This is a genomic window from Stenotrophomonas maltophilia group sp. vghtpe118 (assembly GCF_052605195.1).
This window is the reverse complement of record NZ_CP199672.1, coordinates 46,244-72,097: the sequence shown is the minus strand read 5'-3', so window position 1 is coordinate 72,097 and position 25,854 is coordinate 46,244. Positions and strand designations below refer to the sequence as shown.

Annotated in this window: 27 protein-coding genes and 1 tRNA gene; 4 read left to right on the top strand and 24 right to left on the bottom strand. The window is 66.3% G+C overall.

Annotated features, from left to right (window positions below; all coding sequences use genetic code 11):
* Positions 1–216: 216 nt before the first annotated feature.
* The gene (locus tag ACUDTM_RS00405) at positions 217–2,547 is read left to right on the top strand and encodes a TonB-dependent receptor (RefSeq protein WP_445391041.1); all 2,331 of its coding nucleotides are present in this window, start codon (positions 217–219) and stop codon (positions 2,545–2,547) included.
* Positions 2,548–2,666: 119 nt separating this feature from the next.
* On the opposite strand, the gene ACUDTM_RS00400 is transcribed toward ACUDTM_RS00405, so the two are convergent.
* From ACUDTM_RS00400 to rlmE, 15 genes are all read right to left on the bottom strand, one after another.
* Positions 2,667–2,759: transfer RNA gene (locus ACUDTM_RS00400), tRNA-Ser, on the bottom strand.
* Between the two features lie 78 nt (positions 2,760–2,837).
* Positions 2,838–3,041 (bottom strand): carbon storage regulator CsrA, encoded by a 204-nt coding sequence (csrA, locus tag ACUDTM_RS00395; protein WP_004152909.1) that lies wholly within the window; start codon positions 3,039–3,041, stop codon positions 2,838–2,840.
* 147 nt (positions 3,042–3,188) lie between these two features.
* Positions 3,189–5,837, bottom strand: a complete 2,649-nt coding sequence (gene alaS, locus ACUDTM_RS00390) for an alanine--tRNA ligase (protein WP_227837852.1) — start codon at positions 5,835–5,837, stop codon at positions 3,189–3,191.
* A gap of 109 nt (positions 5,838–5,946) precedes the next feature.
* The gene (gene recX / locus ACUDTM_RS00385) at positions 5,947–6,438 is read right to left on the bottom strand and encodes a recombination regulator RecX (protein WP_227837854.1); all 492 of its coding nucleotides are present in this window, start codon (positions 6,436–6,438) and stop codon (positions 5,947–5,949) included.
* Positions 6,439–6,548: 110 nt separating this feature from the next.
* Positions 6,549–7,586: a recombinase RecA gene (gene recA, locus ACUDTM_RS00380; protein WP_005416046.1), complete on the bottom strand. Its 1,038-nt coding sequence runs from the start codon at positions 7,584–7,586 to the stop codon at positions 6,549–6,551.
* Positions 7,587–7,790: 204 nt separating this feature from the next.
* Positions 7,791–8,426: a transcriptional repressor LexA gene (gene lexA / locus ACUDTM_RS00375; RefSeq protein WP_445391040.1), complete on the bottom strand. Its 636-nt coding sequence runs from the start codon at positions 8,424–8,426 to the stop codon at positions 7,791–7,793.
* A gap of 182 nt (positions 8,427–8,608) precedes the next feature.
* A complete protein-coding gene (gene ubiB / locus ACUDTM_RS00370; protein ID WP_188218131.1) occupies positions 8,609–10,291 on the bottom strand; it encodes a 2-polyprenylphenol 6-hydroxylase in 1,683 nt (560 codons plus the stop codon).
* Positions 10,292–10,325: 34 nt separating this feature from the next.
* Positions 10,326–10,820: a CinA family protein gene (locus ACUDTM_RS00365; RefSeq protein ID WP_072166934.1), complete on the bottom strand. Its 495-nt coding sequence runs from the start codon at positions 10,818–10,820 to the stop codon at positions 10,326–10,328.
* Between the two features lie 122 nt (positions 10,821–10,942).
* Positions 10,943–12,253 (bottom strand): ribosome rescue GTPase HflX, encoded by a 1,311-nt coding sequence (hflX, locus tag ACUDTM_RS00360; protein ID WP_005412934.1) that lies wholly within the window; start codon positions 12,251–12,253, stop codon positions 10,943–10,945.
* Positions 12,254–12,267: 14 nt separating this feature from the next.
* A complete protein-coding gene (hfq, locus tag ACUDTM_RS00355; protein WP_004152891.1) occupies positions 12,268–12,543 on the bottom strand; it encodes an RNA chaperone Hfq in 276 nt (91 codons plus the stop codon).
* A gap of 96 nt (positions 12,544–12,639) precedes the next feature.
* The gene (gene miaA / locus ACUDTM_RS00350) at positions 12,640–13,593 is read right to left on the bottom strand and encodes a tRNA (adenosine(37)-N6)-dimethylallyltransferase MiaA (RefSeq protein ID WP_111178621.1); all 954 of its coding nucleotides are present in this window, start codon (positions 13,591–13,593) and stop codon (positions 12,640–12,642) included.
* Positions 13,593–14,489 carry a dihydropteroate synthase gene (gene folP, locus ACUDTM_RS00345; protein WP_445391039.1) on the bottom strand — a complete coding sequence of 299 codons (897 nt, stop codon included), beginning with the start codon at positions 14,487–14,489 and terminating at the stop codon, positions 13,593–13,595. Before folP ends, miaA begins: the two co-directional genes overlap by 1 nt.
* Positions 14,490–15,167: 678 nt before the next feature.
* Positions 15,168–15,353: a hypothetical protein gene (locus ACUDTM_RS00340; RefSeq protein ID WP_049482998.1), complete on the bottom strand. Its 186-nt coding sequence runs from the start codon at positions 15,351–15,353 to the stop codon at positions 15,168–15,170.
* 102 nt (positions 15,354–15,455) lie between these two features.
* Positions 15,456–17,390 (bottom strand): ATP-dependent zinc metalloprotease FtsH, encoded by a 1,935-nt coding sequence (gene ftsH, locus ACUDTM_RS00335; RefSeq protein ID WP_005416038.1) that lies wholly within the window; start codon positions 17,388–17,390, stop codon positions 15,456–15,458.
* A 69-nt stretch (positions 17,391–17,459) separates the two neighbouring features.
* Positions 17,460–18,092, bottom strand: coding sequence for a 23S rRNA (uridine(2552)-2'-O)-methyltransferase RlmE (gene rlmE, locus ACUDTM_RS00330; protein WP_005409014.1), 633 nt, complete (start codon positions 18,090–18,092; stop codon positions 17,460–17,462).
* Positions 18,093–18,157: 65 nt separating this feature from the next.
* Here rlmE and yhbY point away from each other — a divergent pair, with 65 nt between their 5' ends.
* Positions 18,158–18,463: a ribosome assembly RNA-binding protein YhbY gene (yhbY, locus tag ACUDTM_RS00325; protein WP_019658872.1), complete on the top strand. Its 306-nt coding sequence runs from the start codon at positions 18,158–18,160 to the stop codon at positions 18,461–18,463.
* 13 nt (positions 18,464–18,476) lie between these two features.
* Positions 18,477–18,851: an Mth938-like domain-containing protein gene (locus ACUDTM_RS00320; protein ID WP_061480160.1), complete on the top strand. Its 375-nt coding sequence runs from the start codon at positions 18,477–18,479 to the stop codon at positions 18,849–18,851.
* A gap of 28 nt (positions 18,852–18,879) precedes the next feature.
* On the opposite strand, the gene ACUDTM_RS00315 is transcribed toward ACUDTM_RS00320, so the two are convergent.
* The 5 genes from ACUDTM_RS00315 to surE all read right to left on the bottom strand — a co-directional run bounded on the left by ACUDTM_RS00315 (position 18,880) and on the right by surE (position 22,426).
* Entirely contained in the window at positions 18,880–19,368 is a 489-nt protein-coding gene (locus ACUDTM_RS00315; protein ID WP_072166688.1) for a hypothetical protein, read from the bottom strand.
* Between the two features lie 192 nt (positions 19,369–19,560).
* Positions 19,561–20,343: a peptidoglycan DD-metalloendopeptidase family protein gene (locus ACUDTM_RS00310; RefSeq protein ID WP_005416034.1), complete on the bottom strand. Its 783-nt coding sequence runs from the start codon at positions 20,341–20,343 to the stop codon at positions 19,561–19,563.
* A complete protein-coding gene (locus ACUDTM_RS00305) occupies positions 20,340–20,954 on the bottom strand; it encodes a YqaA family protein (RefSeq protein ID WP_005416033.1) in 615 nt (204 codons plus the stop codon). Before ACUDTM_RS00305 ends, ACUDTM_RS00310 begins: the two co-directional genes overlap by 4 nt.
* 18 nt (positions 20,955–20,972) lie before the next feature.
* Positions 20,973–21,650, bottom strand: coding sequence for a protein-L-isoaspartate(D-aspartate) O-methyltransferase (locus ACUDTM_RS00300; RefSeq protein WP_005416032.1), 678 nt, complete (start codon positions 21,648–21,650; stop codon positions 20,973–20,975).
* Entirely contained in the window at positions 21,647–22,426 is a 780-nt protein-coding gene (gene surE, locus ACUDTM_RS00295) for a 5'/3'-nucleotidase SurE (protein ID WP_005416031.1), read from the bottom strand. The genes ACUDTM_RS00300 and surE overlap by 4 nt, the downstream gene beginning before the upstream one ends.
* 209 nt (positions 22,427–22,635) lie before the next feature.
* On the opposite strand from surE, the gene ACUDTM_RS00290 reads away from it, so the two are divergent.
* Complete coding sequence (locus tag ACUDTM_RS00290) at positions 22,636–23,175, top strand: Smr/MutS family protein (RefSeq protein WP_072166690.1); 540 nt, start codon at positions 22,636–22,638, stop codon at positions 23,173–23,175.
* 70 nt (positions 23,176–23,245) lie between these two features.
* Here ACUDTM_RS00290 and truD read toward each other — a convergent pair whose 3' ends face one another.
* From truD to ftsB, 4 genes are read right to left on the bottom strand one after another with little or no spacing between them, the layout of a single operon-like run.
* Positions 23,246–24,277, bottom strand: coding sequence for a tRNA pseudouridine(13) synthase TruD (truD, locus tag ACUDTM_RS00285; protein ID WP_072166692.1), 1,032 nt, complete (start codon positions 24,275–24,277; stop codon positions 23,246–23,248).
* Positions 24,274–24,771, bottom strand: a complete 498-nt coding sequence (ispF, locus tag ACUDTM_RS00280; RefSeq protein ID WP_353080103.1) for a 2-C-methyl-D-erythritol 2,4-cyclodiphosphate synthase — start codon at positions 24,769–24,771, stop codon at positions 24,274–24,276. The genes truD and ispF overlap by 4 nt, the downstream gene beginning before the upstream one ends.
* Before the next feature lie 34 nt (positions 24,772–24,805).
* A complete protein-coding gene (gene ispD, locus ACUDTM_RS00275) occupies positions 24,806–25,504 on the bottom strand; it encodes a 2-C-methyl-D-erythritol 4-phosphate cytidylyltransferase (protein WP_005416029.1) in 699 nt (232 codons plus the stop codon).
* Entirely contained in the window at positions 25,501–25,854 is a 354-nt protein-coding gene (gene ftsB / locus ACUDTM_RS00270) for a cell division protein FtsB (protein WP_005416028.1), read from the bottom strand. The genes ispD and ftsB overlap by 4 nt, the downstream gene beginning before the upstream one ends.

Sequence of the window (25,854 nt, the reverse complement as noted above, 5' to 3'; positions counted from 1 at the left end):
TCCGTTCCAGTGAAGAAGGTGCTGCGTGACGCGTTGTGGGGCGCAGCGCTTCGGATCGTGCACAGCATCGGGGCCCCGCACAAGGCAGGGCGCTGAACGCGCGGCAACCTCGTTCGCGCCTCCCGCGATTCAGGTCTGGCGGCAAGGCCTCATCACGTCCTTGTCGATACAGATCGTTACGTTATAACATTTCACGCCTATTTCACGAGTCCTGCTATGCGTCGCCACCTGCTTGCTGCCGCCATCCTGCTCGCTGTCCACACCGCCCACGCTGCGGACGCGCCTACCCTTCCCACCCTCCAGGTCCAGGCCTCCCCGACCTCGCGCGTCGACAGCCGGGTCACCGTCGACAATCCACAGGCGCAGAACCGTACCCTCGGAAGCCTGCTCGAACATGTCTCCGGCGTGCAGAGCAGCGCCTTCGGGCCGAACGCGGGCGCCCCGGTCATCCGCAGCCTCAGCGGCAACCGCGTGCAGATCCTGCAGGATGGCCAGTCCATTCTCGGCATGAACGCGATCAGCGGCGACATCAACATTCCGTTCGATCCACTGTTCGTGCGCAGCGTCATCGTCAACAAGTCCTCCGATACCGTGCGCTATGGCGGCAATGCGATCGGCGGCAGCGTGGAGATCGATTCGGGCCTCATCCCGCGCAGCCTGGAAGACACGGAGCAGTCGATGGAGCTGGTCCTGCGCAAGGGCTTCAATGCCGCCGACGCGCAGGGCTTCCGCATGAACTTCAACAACCAGCGCAACCTCTCGACCAACCTGCAGGTCTCGCGCCAGCGCATCTCGCACTACGACATCCCGGGCAACAGCAAGGCCGACGTCTGCAACACCCGCCTGTTCCCGCCGACCGGCGGCGTCAACTCGGCGCTGGCCGACAGCTGCCAGAAAGAGGCGCGCGTCCAGCAGATCTACAACAAGGCCTCGCAGCCCTACATCGACCAGTTCATGAGCGAGAATCCGGACTGGGCCGATGGTGACTTCTCGTTCTACACCAACCATCCGACCTCGGTCTGGCAGCACCGCACCTACATCAATCCGGCCAACCCGGCCTACGTGCCCGGCACGCCGTCGTACGTGCAGAAGCAGATCAACAACGATGTCACGCCCGACTACCATCACCGGCTGGGCAACAGCTACGCACGCAACTCGCAGGTGGCCTTCGGCTCGACGCTGTTCTTCGACCGTGGCTACGTGGGTGTCAGCATCGATGCCAAGGACAGCGAATACGGCGTGCCGGGATTCTCGATGCAGAACCTGTCGTTCGGTTCGAACTATGCTGATGGCCTGCCGGTGGGCGTGGTGATCAAGCAGGAACGCTACGCGCTGGACGCCCTGCTGCGCGATCCGCTGCCGTGGTTCGAGCGCGCGGAGCTGCGAGTTTCCAGGCTGGACAACACGTCGGGCGAGCGCCTCGGTGCATCCAAGGCCAATGACTACGACTTCGAAAGCTCCCAGGCCGAGCTGCTTCTGAGCCATCAGCGCATCGGTCCGCTCAGCGGCCTGCTCGGCTTCAGCCACCAGTCGCGCCAGGTCACCGGCAGCGGTTCACTGCGCTACCTGCCCGACGTCGACACCCGCAGCAACGCGGTGTTCCTGAAGGAGACGCTGGACTTCGGCTGGGCCAGTTTCGATGCAGGCGTGCGCCACGAGCGCGTTGACCATGACCTGCAACCAAGCCGCTTCAAGACAGCGCGCAATGCCGCCAACACGAAATTGCAGGACCGCGACTACCGGCTCAACAGCTACACCCTCGGATCGTATGTCGAGCTAGGCCCCTTGTTCGCCGCCAAGGTGCGCTACGCATCCTCGCAGCGCGCACCGGAGATCAACGAGCTGTATGCCAGCAACGCACACTATTCGGTGATGACCCAGGAAGAAGGCAACCAGAACCTCAAGCCTGAGCGCGCGAAGAACCTGGAGCTGACCGGCCTGTTCCACATCGGCGGTTTCGAGCTGTCGGCCACCGCTTACCGGATGAAGTACGAGAACTATCTCTACCTCGGCCATTCCGGCCTGCAGACCGCCAACCGTCTGCCGCTCAAGTACTGGAAGCAGACCGACACCACGGTGAAGGGTTTCGAGATCGACGCATCTCAGGTGCTGGACTTGGGCCGGTATGGCACGTTGAACATCTCTGCCTTCGCCGATCTGGTGAAGAACAAGGCCGACCACCCCGATCCGCTGCGCGCCCACAACGATGGCGAGTACCTCCCGAACATGCCGACCAACCGCTACGGTGCCAACCTGCAATGGCAGCGCGAAGGTTGGAAGGCGCAGCTGTCGAGCACCTACTACGACACGCAGAAGTACCTCGGCCGCAACGTCAGCGAGGAAATCCCGCTGGACGCGTTCAACCTGGTTGATCTGCCGGTCAGCCGCGAACTGCCGGTGCGCAGCAGCTACATCGCCGGCATGGAAGTGTTCGTCAACGGCAGCAACCTGCTCAATGAGGAAGCGCGTCCACACAACTCGCCGCTGAAGTACATCGCGCCGCTGCCGGGGCGGGGCTTCCAGGTGGGTGTGACGCTAAAGCTCTGAGGAGAGCCTGATTCGGTCGCCATCAGCGATCTATGATCGCTGGATGGCACGCCGGGACCCTGCATCCGCGCAAAGAAAAACGCCTGCAGATCGAGGATCTGCAGGCGCTTCTTTGTATCTGGCGGAGTGAGAGGGATTCGAACCCTCGATAGAGCTTTTGACCCTATACTCCCTTAGCAGGGGAGCCCCTTCGGCCACTCGGGCATCACTCCGGGGTTTTCTCCGCGTCTGGTGCGTCGCACCTCAGCGGGGCGTGAATCATAACGTTAATCGAGTGCGAAGGTAAAGCGTTATTCGGCAGAATTTTCGCTACCGGTGCCACCGGCTTCATCACCACGCTGGATGCGCTGATAGATCTCTTCGCGATGCACAGCGACGTCCTTCGGCGCGGTGATGCCGATACGCACCTGGTTACCCTTGACGCCAAGCACGGTGACGCTCACCGAGTCTCCGATCATCAGGGTTTCGCCGACGCGGCGAGTCAGGATCAACATTTTTGTAAGTCTCCATGGAACCGTGTGGAAGGGTATCCCCCACCGGCTTGACGCTCCGTCAAGAAGCGCTACCACGACAAAGGGAAAAGATTCGCAATGGTACCGTCAGCCGTCCCGCTCCTACAAGGAGGGGGACGGCCAGGTTCATCACAGGCGGGGGCTGACCCATTCGACGACGGCAGCCAGCGCAGTGGCAAGGGCGGGCCCGTCCTCGCCACCACCCTGGGCGAGGTCCGGGCGTCCGCCGCCCTTGCCCCCGATCTGACCGGCGATATGGGACAACAGTTCCCCGGCCTTGACCTTGCCCATTGCGCTGCCGTTCACGCCTGCGACCAGGGCCGCCTTGCCGTCCTGGGCGCCGGCCAGCACGATCACCGCGTCGCCCAGCTGCTGCTTGAGGCGATCCATGGCGTCACGCAGGGCCTTGGCGTCGAAGCCCTCCAGGCGGGCAGCCAGCACCTTCACGCCAGCGACCTCGACGGCCTGGCCGGACAGGTCGGCCGTGGCACCCGCAGCAACCTTGGCCTTCACGGCCTCCAGTTCGCGCTCCAGCTGCTTCTGGCGCTGGCCGAGGGCACGGATCTTCTCGACCACGTCGGCGGCGCTGCCGCCGAGCAGCTCAGCGGCCTCGGCCAGGCGGGCCTCTTCGGCGTCCACGTAGTCCAGCGCGCCCTGGCCGGTGACGGCCTCAATGCGGCGCACGCCCGCGGAGACGCCGCCCTCGGAGGTGATCTTGAACAGGCCGATGTCGCCGGTACGGTTGACGTGGGTACCACCGCACAGCTCGGTGGAGTAGTCACCCATCTTCAGCACGCGCACGTGCTCGCCGTACTTCTCGCCGAACAGGGCCATCGCGCCGAAGTCCAGCGCTTCCTGCATGCCCATGGTGTGCACTTCGGCGGCGTTGTTGGCGCGCACCTGCTGGTTGACCTTGCGCTCGATCACCGCCAGTTCGTCGGCACTGATCGGCTGGAAGTGCGAGAAGTCGAAACGCAGGCGGTCCGGGGCGACCAGCGAGCCCTTCTGCTGCACGTGGGTGCCCAGCACTTCGCGCAGGGCGGCGTGCAGCAGGTGGGTGGCCGAATGGTTGAGGATGGTGGCGCCGCGGCGCTCGCCATCAACCTGGCCGGAGAGCACGTCGCCGACCTTCAGGCCGCCGCCGGACAGGGTGCCGACATGGCCATGGAACTGGCCGGCGAACTTCTGGGTGTCTTCCACCACCAGGCGCACGCCGTTGCCGGTCAGCACGCCGGTGTCGCCGACCTGGCCGCCGGACTCTGCGTAGAACGGGGTCTGGTTGGTGATGACGATGACTGCGTCACCCGCATCGGCCGACTGCACCGGACGACCGTCCTTGAGCAGGGCCAGCACGCCCAGGCCGTCGGCCTGCAGGCGGTCGTAGCCCAGGAACTGGGTCGGGCTGAGGGTCGCCACCAGCTCGGCTGGCAGGGTCACGCCGCCACCGAACTTGCCGGCCGCGCGCGCGGTCTCGCGCTGCTGCTCCATCGCGGCATCGAAGCCGGCGATGTCGACGGTCAGGTCGCGCTCGCGGGCGATGTCCTGGGTCAGGTCGAGCGGGAAGCCATAGGTGTCATACAGGCGGAAGGCGTCAACGCCCGGGATTACGCCATTGCTGGCCTTGCCGGCCACGTCTTCGAAGATCTTCATGCCGGCATCGAGGGTTTCGGCGAAACGCTCTTCCTCGGCCTGCAGCGCACGGATGACGGTGTCCACCGCCGCCGGCAGTTCCGGATAGGCCTCGCCCATCTGCTCGACCAGCGTCGGCACCAGCTTGCTGAAGAACGGCTGGCGTACGCCCAGCATCCAGCCGTGGCGCAGGGCGCGGCGGATGATACGGCGCAGCACGTAACCCCGGCCTTCGTTGGACGGCAGCACGCCGTCGACGATCAGGAACGAGCAGGCGCGGATGTGGTCGGCAATCACGCGCAGCGACTTGTTCTCCAGGTCGGCGGTGCCGGTCAGCTCGGAGGCCTTGCGGATCAGCGCCTGGAACAGGTCGATCTCGTAGTTGGTGTGCACGTGCTGCAGGATCGCAGCCAGGCGCTCCAGGCCCATGCCGGTATCCACGCACGGCGCCGGCAGCGGCACCAGGGTGCCGTCGGGCTGGCGGTCGAACTGCATGAACACCAGGTTCCAGATTTCGATGAAGCGGTCGCCGTCTTCATCCGGCGAACCCGGGGGGCCGCCTGCGATATGGTCGCCGTGGTCGTAGAAGATCTCGGTGCACGGACCACACGGACCGGTGTCGGCCATCTGCCAGAAGTTGTCCGAAGCGAACGGCGCACCCTTGTTATCGCCGATGCGCACGATGCGCTCTTCCGGCACGCCGACCATGTCGCGCCACAGCTCGTAGGCTTCGTCATCGGTCTGGTAGACGGTGACCAGCAGGCGTTCGGCCGGCAGCTTCCAGACCTGGGTCAGCAGTTCCCAGGCCCAGGCGATCGCGTCCTTCTTGAAGTAGTCGCCGAACGACCAGTTGCCCAGCATTTCGAAGAAGGTGTGGTGGCGTGCGGTGTAGCCGACCTGGTCGAGATCGTTGTGCTTGCCGCCCGCGCGCAGGCAGCGCTGCACGTCGGCCGCGCGCACGTAGCTACGCTTCTCCGCGCCGAGGAACACGTCCTTGAACTGCACCATGCCGGAGTTGGTGAACAGCAGGGTCGGATCATTGCCCGGCACCAGCGGCGCCGAGGGCACGATGGTGTGGCCTTTGCCCTTGAAGAATTCAAGGAAGTCGCTGCGGATCTGGGATGTCGTGAATTTGGCGGATGCGTTCATTGGGGGCTGGCAGTCTGCGGGCCGGCGGACCCGGACCACCGGCCGTGTTGGCCAGAGTCGCGAGGGACCGCCGAAAACCTAAAGGGTATCAGGCCCGGCGCCGCCAGTCTCAGTCATCCGGGTCGTAGCGGGTCGCACGGCCGATGCTGTCGCCGTCGAAGCCCCGTCGGGCCAGCAGATCGGCGGCCTTGCGCCGCTGCGTCAGGTCCTGCGGACCGGCCTCGCCAAAGCGTCGGCGGACCAGATCACGGGCGTTCTCCTGCCAGTCGCCTTCGTAGCTGTCCATCGCTGCAGCAATCGCGGCACTGTCCAGGCCGTGGGTCCCCAGCTCGGCGCGGACATGGATCGGCCCATAACCGGCGTTGGCGCGCATCCTCACCAGGTTCTCGGCAAAACGGGTGTCGTCCTGCCAGCCCGCCTCGGTCAGCTTGGCGACAGCGGCCTGCGCGGCTTCGTCTTCGATGCCACGGGCGGTCAGCTTGCGGGTGAGTTCCTTGCGCGAGTGCTCGCGGCGGACCAGCAGGCCCAGCGCCCGTTGGACGGGAGTCTGCTCACGCTGCCGGCGCTTGCGGCCGGTGGGAATGTCTTCGGCGTCGGACATCGGTGCTCCAAGGGTGGCGCCGTCCTTGGCGCCCTGCCCATCCCTGGGCGATTCGAACCTGCGGGACAGGGCGACGTCACTGACGGCGCCGCCCTGCCCCACAGCAAGCCTTACTCGTCGTCGCCTTCGTCGTCGCCTTCCTCGCGGGCCGCTTCGGCCGGCTGGAATTTCTCACGCAGCTCGGCCTCGAGCTTGGCGGCGACGGTCGGGTTGTCGCGCAGGTAGCCGCGGGCATTGTCCTTGCCCTGGCCAATGCGCTCTTCACCATAGCTGTACCAGGCGCCGGCCTTCTCGACCAGCTTGGCATCCACGCCCATGTCGATCAGTTCGCCCTCGCGGCTGATGCCTTCGCCGTACAGGATCTCGGTGATGACCTGCTTGAACGGAGGCGCCAGCTTGTTCTTGACGACCTTGATCTTGGTCTGGTTGCCGATGATCTCATCGCCCTTCTTGATCGCACCGATACGGCGGATGTCCAGGCGGACCGAGGCGTAGAACTTCAGCGCGTTGCCACCGGTGGTGGTTTCCGGGCTCTGGCCCGGCATCATCACGCCGATCTTCATGCGCAGCTGATTGATGAAGATCACCAGGGTGTTGGAACGCTTGATGTTGCCGGTCAGCTTGCGCAGCGCCTGGCTCATCAGGCGGGCCTGCAGACCCGGCAGCTGGTCACCCATTTCGCCTTCGATTTCGGCCTTCGGGGTCAGCGCGGCGACCGAGTCGACCACCAGGATGTCGACCGAGCCCGAACGGACCAGCATGTCGGCGATTTCCAGCGCCTGCTCACCGGTGTCCGGCTGCGACAGCAGCAGGTCGTCCACGTTCACGCCCAGCTTCGCGGCGTAGATCGGGTCAAGCGCGTGCTCGGCATCGATGAAGGCCGCGGTACCGCCCATCTTCTGGCATTCGGCGATGGCCTGAAGGGTCAGGGTGGTCTTGCCCGAGGATTCCGGCCCGTAGATCTCAACGACACGGCCCTTCGGCAGACCGCCAATGCCCAGTGCGATGTCGAGCATCAGCGAACCGGTCGGGATGGCTTCGACGGGCTCGACCACGCGGTCGCCCATGCGCATCACCGAGCCCTTGCCGAACTGCTTCTCGATCTGGCCCAGAGCAGCAGCCAAGGCCCGCTTCTTGTTCTCGTCCATCGTATTGGTCCTTGCAGAGGTCATGTCGTTGGGGGTGCTGTCTTTGGGGGTCTTCTTTGCCATGGGTTCACTTTAAGTCGGACGTATCGCACAGGCTGAGATTCTGCCCGGCGCTCTGAAAAGAATTATCGGACATCCGTACCAACCTCAGTGGAACCAGAGAATCGCCACAAAAGACCGCGGGGTAATGCACTATGGAGCGGGTCAACGATTGGGCCGAAGCAGGCCGCAATAGAGGCCTTCGATCGCAAAATCCTGGTCCGGCAGCACCTCGATCGGCTTGTAATCGGGATTGCGCGGCAGCAGGCGGATGCGGTCCTTGGCGATCTTCAGCAGCTTGACGGTGATCTCGTCATCGATGCGGGCCACCACGATCTGCCCGGAACGGGCGTCGCGGGTACGGTGCACGCCGATCAGGTCACCGTCGAAGATGCCCTCGTCGATCATCGAGTCGCCCTGCACTTTCAGCAGGTAGTCCGGCGCTGGCGAGAAGAACACCCGGTCCAGCACCACGAAATCGTCGGAGCCGATGTCGGCACCGATCGGCAGGCCGGCAGCGACCCGGCCCAGCACCGGCAAGCGCAGCACGCTGTCCGGAGGGCCCGGCTCGGCGAGCTTTTCGACCGGCGGTGCCTGCACCAGACGGATGCCGCGAGCCTGGCCCGGGATGCGACGGATCGCACCGGCCTGCTCCAGGGCTTCCAGGTGGTACTGGGCCGCGCGCACGCCCTTGAAGCCGAACGCACGTGCGATTTCAGTCTGCGACGGCGGTGCGCCTTCGCTCTCGATACGCTCGGCGATCAACTGCAGGATCGCCTGCTGGGTGTCGGTCAGGTCCATGATTAGTAGTATTACTACTAATGCGCACAACTGCAAGTGCCGGGTCTGTAGTGCCGCGCCATGCTCGGCAGTTGGGCCAATGGCCGGGCGGCAAAGGCAAAAAGCAGCCGACCAGCGATTGGCCCTACCGGAATCGCGCAGCGATTCCGCGGTTCCAGTGGGGAACCGCTGCGGCAAGCACACTATGTGTGCTTGCCGCTCCTCCATATCGAGTACAGGATCCACACGCCACAGAAGCCGGCGCCGATGAACCCGCACACCCCCAGCGCCAGCAGCCAGCGACTGGAGACCCCGCCAACGCTGTGCATCACGATCGAGGACCCGATGATCAGTGCGGCGGTGACGATACCCATCACCAGCCGGTTCGCTGCCCGATTCACCTGTTCGCCGAAGCCCTGCAGCGCGGTGGTTTCCACCTTCAGCTGGAGGCGGCCGCGGCGTGCGGCCTGGACCAGCTTGCGCAGGTCGCGCGGCAATTCCCCGGCGAAGTCGACCAGGCCCAGCAGGCTGCGTCGGCCACGCTTGAGCAGCGCCCTGGGCGCATAGCGCTGCAGCACCACCCGTTCAAGGAATGGGCGCGCGGCACTGGCCATGTCGAAATCCGGGTCCAGCTGGCGGCCCATGCCTTCCAGGGTCAGGAAGGCCTTGATCATCAGCGCCAGATCGGCCGGCAGGGTCAGGCTGTAGCTGCGCAGCAGCTGGGTGATATCGCCCAGCATCAGGCCGATGCGCAGGTCCTTCAGCGGCACGCCGCGATACTGGTCAACGAACTGGCTGATGTCGTGCTGCAGGCGGTTCTCGTCAACTTCCACGCCGCCGGCCCAGTCCAGCAGCACATCGGCCACGCCCTGCGGATCCTGCTCGACCAGCCCGTGCAGCAGCTGCGCGACCTGGAAGCGGCGCACTTCGGACAACGCGCCGACCATGCCGAAGTCAATCACGCCGATGCGGCCGTCACGCAGGTAGAGGATGTTGCCGGGGTGCGGGTCGGCGTGGAAGCAGCCGTCCTCCAGCACCATCTTGAGCACGATGCCGGCACCGCGCCGAGCCAGTTCGCGCCGGTCCAGGCCCGCCGCATCGACGCCGGCCAGGTCACGGCCGGGAATGCCGTCGACGAAGTCCTGGACGTTCAGGCTTTCACAGGTCCACTGCCAGTGCACGCTGGGGATCAGGATGTCGTCACGGCCGTTGAAGTTGCGCGCGATGCGCTCGGCGTTGCGGCATTCGGCGGCGAAATCCAGCTCGCGTCGCAGCGACACGGTGAACTGCTGCACGACCTCGGCCGGACGATAGCGGCGCAGGTCCGGCAGCCGCGCCTCGACGATTTCGGCCAGGCGCGCCAGCAACCGCAGGTCGGCTTCAACCACGTCACGGATGCCGGGGCGGCGCACCTTCAGTACTACTTCGCGGCCGTCGTGCAGCCGTGCACGATGGGCCTGCGCCAGCGATGCGGCGGCCATCGGGATTTCATCGAGGAAGGCGAACACGTCTGCGGGCGAGGCACCCAGGTCGGCCTCCAGCTGCTCGCGGATATCGGCATACGGCAGCGCGGGTACCGCGTTCTGCAGTTCGGACAGCTCGGCGATCCATTCCGGCGGCAGCAGGTCAACGCGCGTCGCCAGCACCTGCCCGAGCTTGACGAAGGTCGGGCCGAGATCCTGCATCGCGCTGCGTACGCGCACCGGCGCGGTCATCCGCAGCAGTTCCTGGCGATCCTCGTTCCAGTGCAGCAGGCGCCCTGCGCGCTCCAGCGTGGTGGCCAGGCCGATGCGCCGCACCACGTCACCGAAGCCATAGCGGATCAGGACGACCGCAATTTCCTGCAGTCGGCCCAGGTCACGGACCGTGCCCAGCGTTTCCCACATCATGCGTGCTCCGGACGATTACCGGAGCAGCATGTCACAGCTGGGCGTCGATGCCGCGCAATGCCGCCGCTACGGTTTGCCGGCGGATGGCTTCGCGGTCGCCCTCGAACTGGAACAGCTCGGCGCGGGCGTAGCCGCCGCGCCGCTTCCAGCCGATCCAGACGCTGCCGACCGGCTTGCCAGGGCTGCCACCGCCCGGTCCGGCAATGCCGGTCACCGCCACCGCGATGCCGGCACCGGAATTGACCAGCGCACCCGACACCATCTCCAGCACGGTTTCGCGGCTGACCGCACCGTACTGCTCCAGGGTCTGCGCCCTCACGCCCAACAGCCGCTGCTTGGCTTCGTAGCTGTAGACCACCATGCCGCAGTCGAAGAATGCCGACGAACCCGCGATGTCGGTCATGCACTTTGCAATCCAGCCACCACTGCAGCTTTCGGCCGTCACCAGCTGCAGCGAGGCCTGCTCCAGGCGCTGCCCAAGCGCGGCGGACTGGCTATTGAGTTCAGCGTCGGTGGGGATGGACATCGGCATGACGGTGGGGTGAAGAACCTGCACGTTGTACCGCAGATGACAGCCAGATGTCGCGCCCCTCCGGCACGGTTGCGTTGCCGGCCAGCGGCCGGCACTACCGGGCACCGGTCGCTACCTCACCACTCCGGCAGTTTTTCCGGCAGCAGCGCGCGGATCGGGGCGCCATCGGCACTGGCGGCCAGCTTTTCGGCTTCGGCGATCGGCAGGTCGACCTGCAGCAGCCAACCATCCTCATCGGCCTGCTCGCTGCGGATCACCTCCAGCTGGTGCAGGCGCGCGCGCAGGCGGCCTGCATCCGGGGGAAGACGCAGTTCGCCGGTGACATGCTGCAGGCCCAGGCGCTTGCCCAGCACCGCCTGCAACAGCTCCAGGCCCTGACCGTCACGCGCGGAAATCCACACCCGCTCGCGACGCGATTCGTCCGGGATACCGTCCTGGCCGTCGTGGCGCACGTCGGCGCCGTCAATGCGGTCGATCTTGTTGAACACCAGCAATTGCGGCAGGTCACCGGCACCGACTGCGGTCAGCACCTCGTCGACCTGGGCGATGCGCTCCTCGCGGTGCGGATCGGCAGCGTCGACCACATGCAGCAGGAAGTCGGCCTCGCGCGCCTCGGACAGGGTCGAGCGGAACGCCGCGACCAGATCATGCGGCAGATCGCGGACGAAGCCAACGGTATCGGCCAGCACCACGTTGCCCCCCGGCACCGCGATGCGGCGCACGGTCGGATCCAGCGTTGCGAACAGCTGGTCGGCGGCATAGGCCTCAGCGCCGGTCATGGCGTTGAACAGAGTCGACTTGCCGGCGTTGGTGTAGCCCACCAGGGCCACGCGCGGCAGCTCGCTGCGCACACGCGCACGGCGCATCTGGGTGCGCTGCACTTCGACCTTTTCCAGGCGCTTCTGCAGCTGTTCCACCCGCTTCTGCAGCAGGCGGCGGTCGGTTTCCAGCTGGGTTTCACCCGGGCCGCGCAGGCCGATCGAACCGCCGCGCTGGCGCTCCAGATGGGTCCAGCCGCGCACCAGCCGCGTAGCCAGGTGGCGCAGCTGTGCCAGTTCGACCTGCAGCTTGCCTTCGTGGCTGTGCGCACGCTGGGCGAAGATGTCCAGGATCAGGCCAGTGCGGTCGATCACGCGGCGCTCGAGGAAACGTTCCAGGTTGCGCTCCTGGCCCGGGCTCAATGCATGGTTGACCAGGATCAGGTCGGCCCCGCTGGCGTCGGCCGCTGCCTTGATCTCGTCCAGCTTGCCGCTGCCGATCAGGGTCGACGGATTCGGACGGTCCAGGCGCGCAGTGATCGTCGCGGCGATGCTGGCCCCGGCCGAGCGGGCCAGATCACCGAATTCTTCGAGCACATCGTCTTCCAGCTTGCCGAAATGGGGCTGGATCAACAGGGCGTGTTCACCCTTTTTCGAGCGGTCAAACATTCACCGCTCCGGTATTACTCGTCTGCTTCATCACCTGCCTGACCACCTTCACCCGACTGCACGTAACCGCCGCCCGGACCGACCTTCACGTTGCGTGCCGGAACGACGGTGGAAATGGCGTGCTTGTAGACCATCTGACTGACCGTGTTGCGCAGCAGGACCACGAACTGGTCGAACGACTCGATCGTGCCCTGCAGCTTGATGCCGTTCACCAGGTACACCGAAACCGGCACGCGTTCGCGCCGCAGTGCGTTCAAGAAAGGATCCTGCAGCGATTGCCCCTTGGACATTGCACACTCCTGATTATTGTTCTTATTGGGTTGCCGACGGTTGCCGCGGCCCCCGAGCCGCCCGCCGACCGATGATGTTACACGGCTGGCGGGGATTCAGCGTGCGACGAAGGTCGACACCGCGCTGGCCAAGCGCTCACCATCAACATGGGGGTCGAACCAGCGCGCATCAAGCTCGCCGCGCAGCCAGGTCAGCTGGCGCTTGGCCAGTTGCCGGGTGGCAAAGATCGCCTTGTCACGGAAACGGGCGGCATCCCCCTCCCCGTCCAGGTACTCCCAGGCCTGCCGATAGCCGACCGCACGCACTGCCGGCAGGTCCAGGGGCGCCGCCACGGCAGCCATTTCCGGCATCGCGCGCAATGCCCGCACCTCGTCGAGAAACCCCTGCCCCAGCATGGCGTCGAAGCGCGCCTCGATGCGCTGGTGAAGAACCGCACGGTCGCGTGGGGCGAGGATAAGCTTGAGGGTGCGCACCGGCAATGGCGCTACGCCCGGCCGGCGCTGCCATTCAGTAATGGGGATACCGGTCAGGCGATAGACCTCCAGCGCCCGCTGGATGCGTTGCGGATCGGTGGCATGGATACGTGCGGCGGCGGCCGGGTCGACCTTGGCCAGCTCGGCGTGCAGTGCCGCCCAGCCACGCTCGGCCGCCTCGGCGCTGAGCGCTTCGCGTATTGCCGGGTCGGCCTCCGGCATCGGCGACAGGCCCTGCAGCAGCGCCCGGAAGTACAGGCCAGTGCCACCGGCCAGGATCGGCGTCCTGCCACGCGCCACGATGTCGGCCACGACCCGCCCGGCATCGGCGGCGAACTCGGCCGCCGAGTAGGTCTGCCAGGGGTCACGCAGGTCCAGCAGATGGTGCGGCGCCTGCGCGCGCTCCGTCGCATCGGGCTTGGCCGAACCGATGTCCAGGTGGCGGTATACCAGTGCCGAGTCGACGCTGACGATTTCCCCATCCAGCTGCCGTGCCAGGGCGATCGCCGTGGCGGTCTTGCCACTGGCCGTCGGCCCCATCACGGCGATCGCCAGCGGCCGCCGGTCGATGCCCATCAGTCTTCGTCCGGCCAGCGGATCGTCGGCGTGGCGTCGGCGCGCGGCGTTGGCACGGCCTCGACTGCCTGCCAGATCTTCAGCGCATCGACGGTGGCCGCCACGTCATGCACGCGTACGATGCGCGCGCCACGCTGGACTGCGATCAGGTGCGCGGCCACCGAGGCCGCTACCCGCTCGGACGGCGTATCGCGACCTGTCAGTTCACCGAGACTGCGCTTGCGCGACAGGCCGGCCAGCATCGGCACGCCCAGCTCCAGGAACCGCTCGGAGCGTGCCAGCAGGGTCATGTTGTGGGCAGTGGTCTTGCCGAAACCGAAACCGAGATCGATCAGCAGGTTCTTCTTCGCAATGCCCGCCATCTCGGCAGCGAACAGGCGCTGGACCAGGAAGCCGTGCACCTCGGCGACCACGTCGTCGTAATGTGGATCGACCTGCATGTGGCCTGGCTCGCCCTGCATGTGCATCAGCACCACCGGCACGCCGGTTGCAGCGGCGGCGTCCAGCGCCCCTTCCTGACGCAGGCCGAAGATGTCGTTGATCATGCCAGCGCCAGCCGCCACGGCCGCGCGCATCACTTCCGGCTTGAAGGTGTCGATGCTGATCGGCACCCGGGTGCGTGCGGCCAGCTGCTCGATCACCGGAATCACCCGGCGCAGTTCCTCCTCCACCGATACCGGCGCAGCGCCCGGCCGGGTCGATTCGCCGCCGATATCGAGAAGGTCCGCGCCCTCCTCGACCAGCTTCAGGCCATGAGCGACTGCGGCCTCGGTGGTGTCGTGCGCGCCGCCATCGGAGAAGGAGTCCGGGGTGACGTTGACGATGCCCATGACCTGGGCACGGTCGAAGCGCAGGATGCGGCCGGCGCAGTCGAGCTGGGGCGAGGTATCGAACATGGGCAATCCTGCAGGGACAACGGTGGGTAGTTTAGTTCGGCAGCGCGGCGCCCTGCACCCGCAGAGGCAACGGCCACAGCAAAAGCCCAGGCCACAGCAGAAGCTGGTTTCCTGAGGGTAGGCGGGGTGGGTCCGGTTGCGGGAGACGCCGTAAACCCCGCTCCGCGGTCCGGCCCAGCCGCTGGCGGCTGTGCGTTCGGGCGCTTGCGAAGCAGTGCTTCGCAAGCAAAGCGCCCTCACCCATGGGGGCTTGGCCGCGGCATCCATGCCGCGGACACTCCCGCAACCGGACCCACCCCGCCTTCGACAGATTTCCGCGATCTGTTGGAACAAATACCGGGGTCAGATCCGTTTTCCGGAGGAAAACGGATCTGACCCCATATTGGTTTCGATATCTGACAGCGATTCATCCACGCATGGCGTGGATCTACCGTGTCGACCAAGGTCGACAGCCACCAACAGCAGCAGGAATCTGTCAGAGGTGGGGCGGTGTCGGAGGGCGGGGTGTCAGCCGCATGGATGCGGCTGCCAAGCTTACAGGGAAGTACTTGCAGCGCCCCCGCACTCCGACACCGCCCCGCCATCCTACGGAAAGCCCGCTGTTGCTGTTGCTGTTGAGGTTGCCGGCCAGCGGCCGGCACTACCGCGGGTGCAGGGCGCAGCCCTGCCGACACCCCCTCAACGGCGGCGGCGCTTGCGGTCCACGTACAGGGTCTTGGCGATGCTCAGCACGATGCCAACGGCGATACCCACCACGCAGCCCAGCAGCAGATTGTCGGCTCCCAGGCCCACACCGACGCCGACCACGGTGGCGATCACCATCTCGGCGGTGTGGGAAATCGGTTCGGGCTTCGGGGCGGACATGCGGGCTCCAGCGTCAGTTCGGTTCTTCGGAATGGGCCGGTAGCCCGGAAACGACGAAGCCGGGTTGCCCCGGCCTCGTCTGGTGTCACGCGCAGCGGGCCGTCAGTGCGATTCGGCCGGGCCCGCGATCGGCGGCAGCGGACGGGCGTCGCCGCCCTTGTCGTTGCCACCATCCTTGTTCGACTTGCTCCAGCCGGCCGGCGGCGGCGGATCGCGGCCTTCCATGATGGCGTCGATCTGCGGCGCGTCGATCGTCTCGTACTGCAGCAGCAGCTGGGACATCGCGTGCAGCTTGTCCAGGTTGGCCGTCATCAGCTCGGTGGTGCGCGCGTAGGCTTCGTCGAGGATCTTGCGCACTTCCTCATCGATGCGACGCGCGGTGTCGTTGGACACGCTCTTGTGCTGGGTGACCGATCGGCCCAGGAACACCTCGTCATCCTCTTCGCCATAGGCGATCGGGCCGAGCTGGTCGGACAGGCCCCACTTGGTGACCATGTTGCGGGCCATCTTGGTGGCGCGTTCGATGTCGTTGGAAGCGCCCGTGGTGACCTTGTCGGCACCGAAGATCAGCTCCTCGGCCACACGACCACCGTACAGCGAGCACAGCTGCGACTTGATCGCCACGCGGTTCATCGAATACTTGTCGCCTTCCGGCAGGTACATGGTCACGCCCAGCGCACGGCCGCGCGGGATGATCGTGACCTTGTAGACCGGGTCGTGCTCGGGCACCAGGCGGCCGACGATGGCGTGGCCGGCTTCGTGGTAGGCGGTCAGGGTCTTCTCTTCTTCGCTCATGGCCATCGAGCGGCGCTCGGCACCCATCAGGATCTTGTCGCGGGCACGGTCGAAGTGGTCCATGCGGACTTCCTTCTCGTTGCCACGCGCGGCGAACAGGGCCGCCTCGTTGCACAGGTTGGCCAGATCAGCACCGGAGAAGCCCGGGGTACCCCGCGCGATCACCATCGGCTCGACATCGTCGGCGAGCGGCAGCTTGCGCATGTGGACCTTCAGGATGTGCTCGCGGCCCTTCACGTCCGGCAGGCCAACCACGACCTGGCGGTCGAAACGGCCCGGACGCAGCAGCGCCGGGTCCAGCACGTCCGGGCGGTTGGTCGCGGCGATCACGATCACGCCTTCGCCACCTTCGAAACCATCCATTTCGACTAGCAGCTGGTTCAGGGTCTGCTCGCGCTCGTCATGACCGCCGCCCAGGCCGGCGCCACGGTGGCGACCGACGGCGTCGATTTCGTCGATGAAGATGATGCACGGAGCATGCTTCTTGGCCTGCTCGAACATGTCACGCACGCGGCTGGCGCCGACGCCGACGAACATTTCCACGAAGTCCGAACCGGAGATCGAGAAGAACGGCACCTTGGCTTCGCCGGCAATGGCCTTGGCCAGCAGCGTCTTGCCGGTACCCGGCGGCCCGACCATCAGCACGCCGCGCGGAATCTTGCCACCGAGCTTGGTGAACTTGGACGGGTCGCGCAGGAAGTCGACCAGCTCGCCCACTTCTTCCTTGGCCTCATCGCAGCCGGCGACGTCGGCGAAGGTGACCTTGATCTGGTCTTCGCCCTGCAGCTTGGCGCGCGACTTGCCGAAGGACATCGCGCCCTTGGCACCGCCGCCCCCGCCCTGCATCTGCCGCATGATGAACAACCAGAAGCCGATGATCAGGATGACCGGCAGGAAATTCATCAGGATCGCGCCCAGGGAGATGCCGCTGGACGGCTCCTCCTGCACGATCTCCACGTTCTTGGTGCGCAGCACGTTGATCAGGTCGCGATCGAACGGTGCGGTGATGGTGGATGTCTGCCCGCCGCGGGTGGTGTAGGTCAGCTGGCTGGTGCCACCGCGCATGTCGCCGCCGAAGGCGACCTTCTGCACGTTGCCGCTGTCCACCTGGTCCAGGAACTGCGAGTACGACGCACCCTGCGCGCCGGCTCCGGAGGACTTCGGCGAGAAGCTCTGGAAGACCACCATCAGCACGACGGCGACGACCACCCATAGCAGGAGGTTCTTGGTCAAGTCGTTCATCCTCATTGGCTCCGGTGTTCCTCTCAGTGCTGGCGTTGCGTGGGGGTCGAACTTGCGTACATTGCGAGCTTACTTCATGTGGGCGCGTTTTCCCTGACCCAAGGCGTACACCTCGGGAGAGCGCTTGCGCGAGGCTTCCGGCTTGCGGATGGAGACCTTGTCGTACCGGCGGCGCATGTCGCGCACGTAGTCGTCAAAGCCTTCACCCTGGAACAGCTTGATCAGGAACGCCCCACCGGTCTTGAGGTGGTTGTCGGCAAAATCCAGGGCCAGCTCCGCCAGATGCATCATCCGCGGCTGGTCGACCGCGCCCACACCACTCTTATTGGGGGCCATGTCCGACAGCACAAGGTCTACCGGCTGGTCCCCGAGCATGGCTTCAAACTGCGATAGGACGGCTTCTTCCCTGAAGTCACCATGAAGGAACTCCACGCCGGCCAGCGGCGGCATGTCCAGGATATCCAGGGCCAGCACCCGGCCGGTATCGCCGATCTGTCTCCGCACCTGTTGAGACCAGCCGCCCGGGGCCGCGCCGAGGTCGACCACCACCATGTGCGGCTTCAGCAACCGGTCACGTTCCAGCAGCTCTTCGAGCTTGTAGGCGGCACGCGAGCGCATGCCTTCGGCCTGGGCCTTCTTCACGAAGGGGTCGGAGAAGTGTTCCTTGAGCCAGCGCTGGCTGCTTTTGCTGCGGGTAGCCATTGAAAATAGGGGCTGATGGGGTCCTCATGATACCCTGATCGCCCCATTCAACCGTCTTTTCCTGCATGTCCATCGCCCTGACCGCCTCCCAGACCCGTTTCCTGCGCGGCCAAGCCCACGACCTGAAGGCCCTGCTGCAGACCGGCGGCAAGGGTGTGACCCCGGCCTTCATTGCTGAGCTGAACGAAGTGCTGGAGCGCCACGAGCTGGTCAAGGTGAAGGTCGCTGCCGAAGACCGCGAGGCCCGTGACGTGATGATCGGCGAGATCGTCGAAGCCACCGAAAGCGCGCTGGTGCAGCGCATCGGCCACGTCGCCGTGCTGTACCGCCCGAGCAGGGAACAGCGCCAGATCGTGCTGCCGCGCGGCTGATCGCCCTACCGTCATGCAGCTGAACCACGAACCGCCCGACTACGCCTACAGCCTGCGCGCCGCCGATGGCCGCTCGGCCAAGGTCAATGACCAGGTGCTGGACGGCAGCTTCTTCCTGACCCCGGACCAGCTGGTCGCGCATTGGCCGGTGGCGAGTGCCGCTGCGTTGCAGCTGGCGGACCTCGAGCCGATCCTGGCGCTGAATCCGGCGCTGATCGTGCTGGGTACCGGTGACCGCCAGGTGTTCCCGCCGGCGGTGGTAATGGCCGCCTGCCTGTCCCGCGGCATCGGCCTGGAAGTGATGAACAATCCGGCTGCTGCACGCACCTTCAACATCCTGGCCGGCGAAGGCCGCAAGGTTGCGGCTGCTTTCATCCTGGAAGGCTGAGTTCTCGAGCCACCGGCGCCTCCGGCCGCTAGCGGCCTGAAGGCGCGCAGCGGAGTGCCGAGAACTCCTGGAGCCGGCCGATCAGGTGGCCGCCCTGCCCCCATCGGATATCCATGACCTTCCAGTCGCGGTCCTGCCGCTGCAGCAGGACCCGGTCGGTCCAGCGATAGTCGCCCACTGCCATGTCGACGCGGACCCAGGTCGCGTCACCCCTCGATTCGGGCATTCCCACCGCTACCGTGTCCGGTCGATCCGGCGCCAGCAGATACGGACTCTGGTCGAGCATGTGCGGTTTCTCATCGTGCGCGGCCAGCGCGGTACAGGCCCGCTCGTAAGCATGCTGCGCATCGACCGCTGAGCGCAGTGCATCGCCCAGCAGCGAAGAAATGGCCGTTTCGTTCGACGTCGGCGCCTGGATGGCGTCGTAGAGACGGGTGACCACGTCACGTGGATCGCTGGCGGCGGTCGCCAAAGGCGCGACGATGAGCAGCACGAAAAGGGCTGTTGGTCGAGACATGCGGCACCGGATCGGGGGGGGGCTGGTTCCGTTGAAGCATGCCGCTTCCCTGGCTTGCCGGGAAGCTTGAGATGCGCCACTGAAGATCGCAGATGGCCACTCGCGGCGGCCAGCGTACAGCGAGTCGAGCATGGTTCGACTCTACAGGTCAGGAACGCCAGGCATGGCCCGGCATTCCCTGTTCCAACCGCGTCACCGTGCCGGCAGGTACTGCTGCGGATCGACCGGCTTGCCGTTGTAGCGAATCTCGAAGTGGACCATGTCGCGGTTCGCACCGGTGCGGCCCATTTCGGCGATCTGCTCGCCAGCCTTCACGCTCTGCCCTTCATTCACCAGGCGCTTGCGGTTGTGACCATAGGCGGACAGCCACTGGTCGCTGTGCTTGATGATGATCAGTTCGCCGTAGCCGACCAGGCCGGCACCGGAGTACACCACCACACCGTTGGCGGTTGCCTTGACCGGCTGGCCGCTGGTGCCGGCGATGTCCACGCCCTGCTTGGTCGCGTCACCGGCCACGTAGCGGCCGACGATCGCGCCATCGGCTGGCCAGCGCCAGGCGATGTTGCTCTTGACCGGCCCGACCGGCGCCGGGGCCGGCGCGGTGCTGCCGCCACTGCTGCCAGCCGAACGCGGCGGGGTGACCACCGTGGTCGGCGCACGGCCGCTGGTGGCCCCCTGCGGATACAGGCGGATCACCTGGCCGGGGTAGATGGTCGACGGGTTGTCCAGACGATTCCAGGCAATCAGGTCGGCCGGGGTGATGTCATGGATGCGGGCCAGCGCATAGATGGTGTCGCCCTTGCGCACCACCACGGTCTGCCCAGGCTTGGGTACCGAGGTCTTCGGCGTGGTCACGCCACCAGCGTTGCCGCCGCCCGGGCGGACCACGGTGGCGGTACCGCAGGCGGCCAGTGTGGAAACCAGCAACGCCAGCGCGCCGATGCGCACTCCCTTGCTCAGACGATCAGGATTCATGCGAACTTCGACCTCCATACAAGCCAGGCGATCAGCACCACCACCAGCACGGTGGCGATCCAGCCCAGCGGTTCAATCCAGCGACGCAGCGCCGCTTCGGCACGCGCACCACCGATACGGATGACCGCGGCCAGCACGAACACGCGCTTGCCACGACCGATCAACATGCTCAACAGGTACTGCGGCATCGGTACGCCGACGATACCCGATGCCCACGTGAAGACCTTCATCGGGATCGGCATGAAGCCGCCCAGCACCAGGAAGGTGAACACCGCCCACGGTGATTCGGCCATCTTCGCCTGCACGGTGGTGATGCCCTGCTCGATCGCTGGAAGCATGCCCAGCGCCTCGAACACTGGCTTGATCGCCTCGAAAGCGTAATGACCCAGCGCGTAACCCACCAGCGCGCCGACCATCGAGCCCGCCAGGCTGAGGGTGGCGAACCACCAGCCACGCTTGGGCTGGGCCACGCACATCGGTGCCAGCATCACTTCCGGCATCACCGGGAAGATGATCGCTTCAAAGAAACTCAATACCGTCAGATAGGTCGGCGCGCGTTCGTGCGCCGCCCACTTCATCGCCCGCTCGTACAGCGGCCCGAAAATCTTCATGCAACCCTGCTCCGTGGATTAGTCGAGCATGCCAGACAGCAGCGGCACGAACGTGACCGGCGCCAGCACGCGTTGTTCGATGCTGCCATCGGGCTTGCGGTCCAGCTGCACCAGCGACTGTCCGCCCGGGCCACCCACCGGCGCCACCAGGCGCCCCCCTTCAGCCAGCTGCCCGACCAGTTCATCGACCAGTGCAGGCGCCGCGGCGGTGACCACGATGGCATCGAACGGACCGTGCTCGGCCCATCCGGCGCGACCGTCATCATGCTTGGTGCGGATGTTCATGCCCAGTGCGCGGAAGCGCTTGCGTGCCTGCCGCAACAGGTCACCGATTCGCTCCACGGTGTAGACCTCCAGGCCCAGCGCGCCCAGGATGGCGGCCTGGTAGCCCGAGCCGGTGCCGACTTCCAGCACGCGCTTCGGCGCGACCTGGAGCACTGCCTCGGTCATCCGGGCGACCACCCAGGGCTGCGAGATGGTCTGGCCATGGCCGATCGGCAGCGCGGTGTCCTCATAGGCACGCGAGGCCAGTGCTTCATCGATGAACAGGTGGCGCGGCACTACCCGGATTGCGTTCAAGGTGGACTCGTCGACGATGCCAGCTTCGCGCAGGCGATCGACCAGACGGTCACGCACGCGCTGCGAGGTCATGCCGATGCCGACAGCTTCCGGCTGCAGTCGCAGGCGTGGACTCATGCCGGCCGGTCCAGCGCGGCGCTGAGGCCACCCACCCAGCTGGCCACTTTCTCCAGCGCCTGGTAGCGGGTCAGGTCCACCTGGATCGGGGTGATCGAGATGTGGCCGGTACGCACCGCGTGGAAGTCGGTGCCCGGGCCGGAGTCCTGCTCGCGCCCGGCCGGGCCGATCCAGTACACCTCGTTGCCGCGCGGATCCTTCTGCGCGATGCAGCCTTCGGCACGATGGCGGTTGCCGAGGCGGGTGACCTCGAAGCCCTTGACCTCGCTCCACGGCAGATCCGGCACGTTGACGTTGAGGATGGTGTCGGCCGGTAGCGGATCGGCCTTGAGCCGGGCGACGATCTCCACTGCGGCACGCGCGGCGGTGTCGAAGTGCTTCGGATCGTGGTTGCGGGTGACCAGCGAGACCGCCACCGCCGGCAGGCCGAGGAAGCGGCCTTCCATCGCCGCCGAGACGGTGCCGGAATAGATCACGTCGTCGCCGAGGTTGGCGGCGTTGTTGATGCCTGACACGACGATGTCCGGCTCGAATTCAAGCAGGCCGGTCAGCGCCAGATGCACGCAGTCGGTCGGCGTGCCCGCCACCGAGACGGTGTAATGGTCGATGCGCTTGAGCCGGATCGGCAGGTCCAGGGTCAGCGAGTTGCTGGCACCGGAGCGATCGCGGTCAGGCGCGACCACCGTGACTTCGTGTCCGGCCTCGCGCAGGACCGAAGCAAGCATCCGGATGCCTGCGGCGTCGACACCATCGTCATTACTGACCAGGATTCGCATCTTCGATTTAACCGCTTGATTTTCCAAGAATTCGATTCCGTCACCGTGCAGTGTGGGCGGGACCGTCGTACTCCCCTGCGGAAGCCGTCGACCCTGCAAGGGCATCGTCTATTGTGCCGCATGCGAGCCGCCGGTCCTACCCTGCCGGCGGTCACGACCGACATCGAGCCGTCATAGGCAGACCCGCGCCGGCGGTTTACCCTGTGCGCATGTCGCACCCTGAAGACGAAGATCCGGCCGCGCTGTTCCGTGCGGCCATCGGTGAAGTGACGCCGCTGCGCAAGGATGCCGAACCGGCGCCTGCTGCGCCCCGGCCGAAGCCGCGCGCACGCATGGCCGAACGCGACGACGCCGAAGCCGCGGGCGAGTTCGCCCGGCTGCTGCGCGACAGTACGCCGCTGGAAGCGGGCGACGTGGCCAGCTACCGCCGCGACAACCTGCCACCGCGCCTGTTCCAGCGTCTCAAGCGCGGCCAGTATTCGGTGCAGGATGAGCTGGACCTGCACGGCGCCACCGCCGCGCAGGCGGAAACCCTGCTGCGCCAGTTCCTGCTGGAAGCGCATGCACACGAGTATGGCTGCGTGCGCATCATCCACGGCAAGGGCCTGCAATCCGATGGCGGTGCACCGGTGCTGAAGAACCTGGTCGATCGTCTGCTGCGGCTGCGCAACGACGTGCTGGCGTTTCATTCGGCGCCGGCCGGGCAAGGCGGCACCGGCGCGGTGCTGGTGCTGCTGGCACGGCGTTGAGAAACACGGACGGAGGGAATCAAGTCGTTTGTGCCACAAACGACTTGATTCCCTCCGTCCCCTTTTTCTGTCAGGCCTGCGCGGCGTCTTCGACGGGGCCGAGTTCGTGCAGCACGGCGGTGGCGTAGCAGCCCGGCGGCAACGCGAACGAGAGTTCCAGTACATCACTGGCCAGCCACTGATGCTGCAGCAATGCCGGGCGCAGGCGCAGCGCGCGGCGCTCCTGCTTCAGCCGTGCGTCTTCCAGGCCAGCGCGCAGCGCCTTCGATTCCTCGTCGTCCAGCGCGGCCAGCTCCAGCTCACGTGCAGCGTCGGCGCTGCGCAGCTCGCCTTCGCCCCACAGCGGCGCGCTGGGATGGATGTCGAAACGCGCCAGGCGCTCGGCCAGCACGTCGGTGTAGGGTTCGGGGCCGAACACGCTGCGGCTGCCATCGAGCATCCACACTTCACCGTCCAGCGGTTGATCCCAGTTGCCCTGCTCCACGCGCGCGGCGAGCACACGATTGAACAGCGCCGAGCGCGCGGCTGACAGCAGCAGCGAACGCTGGTCCTTGCGCATGCGGCGGCCACCGAACATCGCCAATGCCGCCGGCACGTTGCCGCCGTCGCGGCCGAAGCGCTGCTCGCCAAACCAGTTCGGCAAGCCGCGCCCGGCGATCTGCTGCAGGCGCTCGCTGATCGCCGCAGCATCGCCCTGCACCTCGCGCAGCACCAGCCTGAAGCGGTTGCCGGCCAGTGCACCACGCTGCAGCTTGCGGTTGTGCCAGGTCGCTTCGAGCACTTCGATCTCGTCACTGGCCAGCTCGGCCAGGTCCGGCGCGATGCGCTTGGGCAGGTGCACGCTGAAACGCTGGGTGGTGACCGCATGGCGATCCTTCATGCCTGCGTAGCTCACCGCCATTTCCGGCAGGCCCGCCCACTTGGCCAGCAGCTTGGCCACATGCACGGTGTTGGCGCCGCGCTTGCGGATGTGCAGCAGCAGGTGCTCGCCTTCACCGGTGGCCTCGAACGCCGGCAGTTCATCCACCTGGAAATCGTCCGGCGTGGTGCGGATGCGCGCCGTCAACAGCGGCGCACCAAACGCCAACGGCAGCGGGATCATGCCGCCACCAGCAACACGACCGCCTGCGCGGCGATGCCTTCACTGCGGCCGGTGAAGCCCAGCTTCTCCGAGGTGGTGGCCTTGACGCTGACCGCGTCCAGCGGCAGCTGCAGCAACCCACCAATGCGCTCACGCATGGCCAGCGCATGCGGGCCAACCTTCGGCCGCTCGCAGATCACGGTGATGTCGGTGTTGCCAACACGCCAGCCACGCTCGCGCAGCAGGCTGTCGCAATGGCGCACGAAATCGCTGCTGTCGGCGCCCTTCCAGCGATCATCGCTCGGCGGGAAATGCTGGCCGATGTCGCCCAGTGCCAACGCACCGAGCATCGCATCGCACAAGGCGTGCAGGATCACGTCACCGTCGCTGTGCGCCAGCACGCCGCAGCAGTGCGGCACGTTCACCCCGCCGAGCATGATGTGATCGCCTTCACCGAAGGCATGGACGTCGTAGCCCTGGCCGATACGGACGGGCGGGAACGGTGCGGTGCTCATGGATGCAGCCCTTGCAGCAGGGCCGCGCAGGCAGTCAGCCGGCGCGGCGGGAAAGTACGAATTCGAACCGGTCCAGATCGGCCGGGGTGGTGACCTTGAAGTTGTCCTCGCTGCCTTCCACCAGCAGCGGGCGCTGGCCCTGGCGCTCCATGGCCATGGCCTCGTCGGTGACTTCGACACCGGCAGCGGCGGCGTCAGACAGCGCGCGGCTGAGCTGGTGGCGGCGGAACAGCTGTGGTGTCAGCGCACGCCACAGCCGCTCGCGCGGTTCGGTGCCATCGATGCCACCGTCGTCGCCCGCACGCTTGAGGGTGTCGCGCACCGGTGCGGCCAGGATCGCCCCGACCGGATCGGCACGCCCGACTTCAAGCAGGCGGCCAAGATCAGCCAGCGACAGGTTGGGTCGCGCGGCGTCGTGGACCAGCACGAATTCGTCGGCGCGCACCGAGTCCGGCAGTGCCTGCAGCCCGGCCAGCACCGAGGCGGCACGGGTCGCGCCACCGATGCAGGTCAGTACCGGTTTGCCGGCCCATTCGCTCCAGCCCGGCCAGTCGCCATCGTCCTGGCCGATCACCACCATTGCGCCGGCCACGGCCGGATGCGCCAGCAGCGCGTCCAGGGTATGGGCGAGCAGGATCTGCCCGCCCGCCTGCAGGTACTGCTTGGGCAGCGGCGCACCAAAGCGGGCGCCACGGCCGGCAGCCGGAACCACCACCCAGATCGCCGCGCTCATGGCACGTCCGCCGGGTGATCGCCGGCCTGGACAGTGACGCCTGCAGCGGGCTGCGCCGGACGGACCGGCGCATCCTCGACCACGCGGTAGAACTTCTCGCCGGGTTTGATCATGCCCAGCTCGCTGCGCGCGCGTTCCTCGATGGCGGACTGGCCTTCCTTGAGGTCCTTCACTTCAGCGGCCAGCGCGTCGTTGCGCTGCTGCAGGCCCTCATTGTCCCGCTCCTGGTTGGCGACCTGGGCTTCGAGCATCATCACTTCACCCGAATTGCCCGGACCGAACCAGAAGCGGTACTGCAGCCAGCCCAGCAACAGGGCCAGCACCAGCAGCATCCAGCGCCAGTCGCGCAT

Excerpts from the sequence above, each read along its gene's own strand:
- ACUDTM_RS00305 (WP_005416033.1), bottom strand. The coding sequence starts at position 20,954 with ATGAAGATTTTCGGGCCGCTGTACGAGCGGGCGATGAAGTGGGCGGCG.
- ACUDTM_RS00315 (WP_072166688.1), bottom strand. The coding sequence starts at position 19,368 with ATGTCTCGACCAACAGCCCTTTTCGTGCTGCTCATCGTCGCGCCTTTG.
- surE (WP_005416031.1), bottom strand. The coding sequence starts at position 22,426 with ATGCGAATCCTGGTCAGTAATGACGATGGTGTCGACGCCGCAGGCATC.
- recA (WP_005416046.1), bottom strand. The coding sequence starts at position 7,586 with ATGGACGAGAACAAGAAGCGGGCCTTGGCTGCTGCTCTGGGCCAGATC.
- alaS (WP_227837852.1), bottom strand. The coding sequence starts at position 5,837 with ATGAACGCATCCGCCAAATTCACGACATCCCAGATCCGCAGCGACTTC.
- lexA (WP_445391040.1), bottom strand. The coding sequence starts at position 8,426 with ATGGACCTGACCGACACCCAGCAGGCGATCCTGCAGTTGATCGCCGAG.
- recX (WP_227837854.1), bottom strand. The coding sequence starts at position 6,438 with ATGTCCGACGCCGAAGACATTCCCACCGGCCGCAAGCGCCGGCAGCGT.
- ubiB (WP_188218131.1), bottom strand. The coding sequence starts at position 10,291 with ATGTGGGAAACGCTGGGCACGGTCCGTGACCTGGGCCGACTGCAGGAA.
- ispF (WP_353080103.1), bottom strand. The coding sequence starts at position 24,771 with ATGAGCACCGCACCGTTCCCGCCCGTCCGTATCGGCCAGGGCTACGAC.
- csrA (WP_004152909.1), bottom strand. The coding sequence starts at position 3,041 with ATGTTGATCCTGACTCGCCGCGTCGGCGAAACCCTGATGATCGGAGAC.
- ftsB (WP_005416028.1), bottom strand. The coding sequence starts at position 25,854 with ATGCGCGACTGGCGCTGGATGCTGCTGGTGCTGGCCCTGTTGCTGGGC.
- ACUDTM_RS00290 (WP_072166690.1), top strand. The coding sequence starts at position 22,636 with ATGTCGCACCCTGAAGACGAAGATCCGGCCGCGCTGTTCCGTGCGGCC.
- ACUDTM_RS00310 (WP_005416034.1), bottom strand. The coding sequence starts at position 20,343 with ATGAATCCTGATCGTCTGAGCAAGGGAGTGCGCATCGGCGCGCTGGCG.
- ACUDTM_RS00365 (WP_072166934.1), bottom strand. The coding sequence starts at position 10,820 with ATGTCCATCCCCACCGACGCTGAACTCAATAGCCAGTCCGCCGCGCTT.
- miaA (WP_111178621.1), bottom strand. The coding sequence starts at position 13,593 with ATGGGCATCGACCGGCGGCCGCTGGCGATCGCCGTGATGGGGCCGACG.
- ftsH (WP_005416038.1), bottom strand. The coding sequence starts at position 17,390 with ATGAACGACTTGACCAAGAACCTCCTGCTATGGGTGGTCGTCGCCGTC.
- yhbY (WP_019658872.1), top strand. The coding sequence starts at position 18,158 with ATGTCCATCGCCCTGACCGCCTCCCAGACCCGTTTCCTGCGCGGCCAA.
- rlmE (WP_005409014.1), bottom strand. The coding sequence starts at position 18,092 with ATGGCTACCCGCAGCAAAAGCAGCCAGCGCTGGCTCAAGGAACACTTC.
- ispD (WP_005416029.1), bottom strand. The coding sequence starts at position 25,504 with ATGAGCGCGGCGATCTGGGTGGTGGTTCCGGCTGCCGGCCGTGGCGCC.
- hflX (WP_005412934.1), bottom strand. The coding sequence starts at position 12,253 with ATGTTTGACCGCTCGAAAAAGGGTGAACACGCCCTGTTGATCCAGCCC.
- ACUDTM_RS00320 (WP_061480160.1), top strand. The coding sequence starts at position 18,477 with ATGCAGCTGAACCACGAACCGCCCGACTACGCCTACAGCCTGCGCGCC.
- ACUDTM_RS00300 (WP_005416032.1), bottom strand. The coding sequence starts at position 21,650 with ATGAGTCCACGCCTGCGACTGCAGCCGGAAGCTGTCGGCATCGGCATG.
- folP (WP_445391039.1), bottom strand. The coding sequence starts at position 14,489 with ATGTTCGATACCTCGCCCCAGCTCGACTGCGCCGGCCGCATCCTGCGC.
- ACUDTM_RS00405 (WP_445391041.1), top strand. The coding sequence starts at position 217 with ATGCGTCGCCACCTGCTTGCTGCCGCCATCCTGCTCGCTGTCCACACC.
- truD (WP_072166692.1), bottom strand. The coding sequence starts at position 24,277 with ATGATCCCGCTGCCGTTGGCGTTTGGTGCGCCGCTGTTGACGGCGCGC.
- hfq (WP_004152891.1), bottom strand. The coding sequence starts at position 12,543 with ATGTCCAAGGGGCAATCGCTGCAGGATCCTTTCTTGAACGCACTGCGG.
- ACUDTM_RS00340 (WP_049482998.1), bottom strand. The coding sequence starts at position 15,353 with ATGTCCGCCCCGAAGCCCGAACCGATTTCCCACACCGCCGAGATGGTG.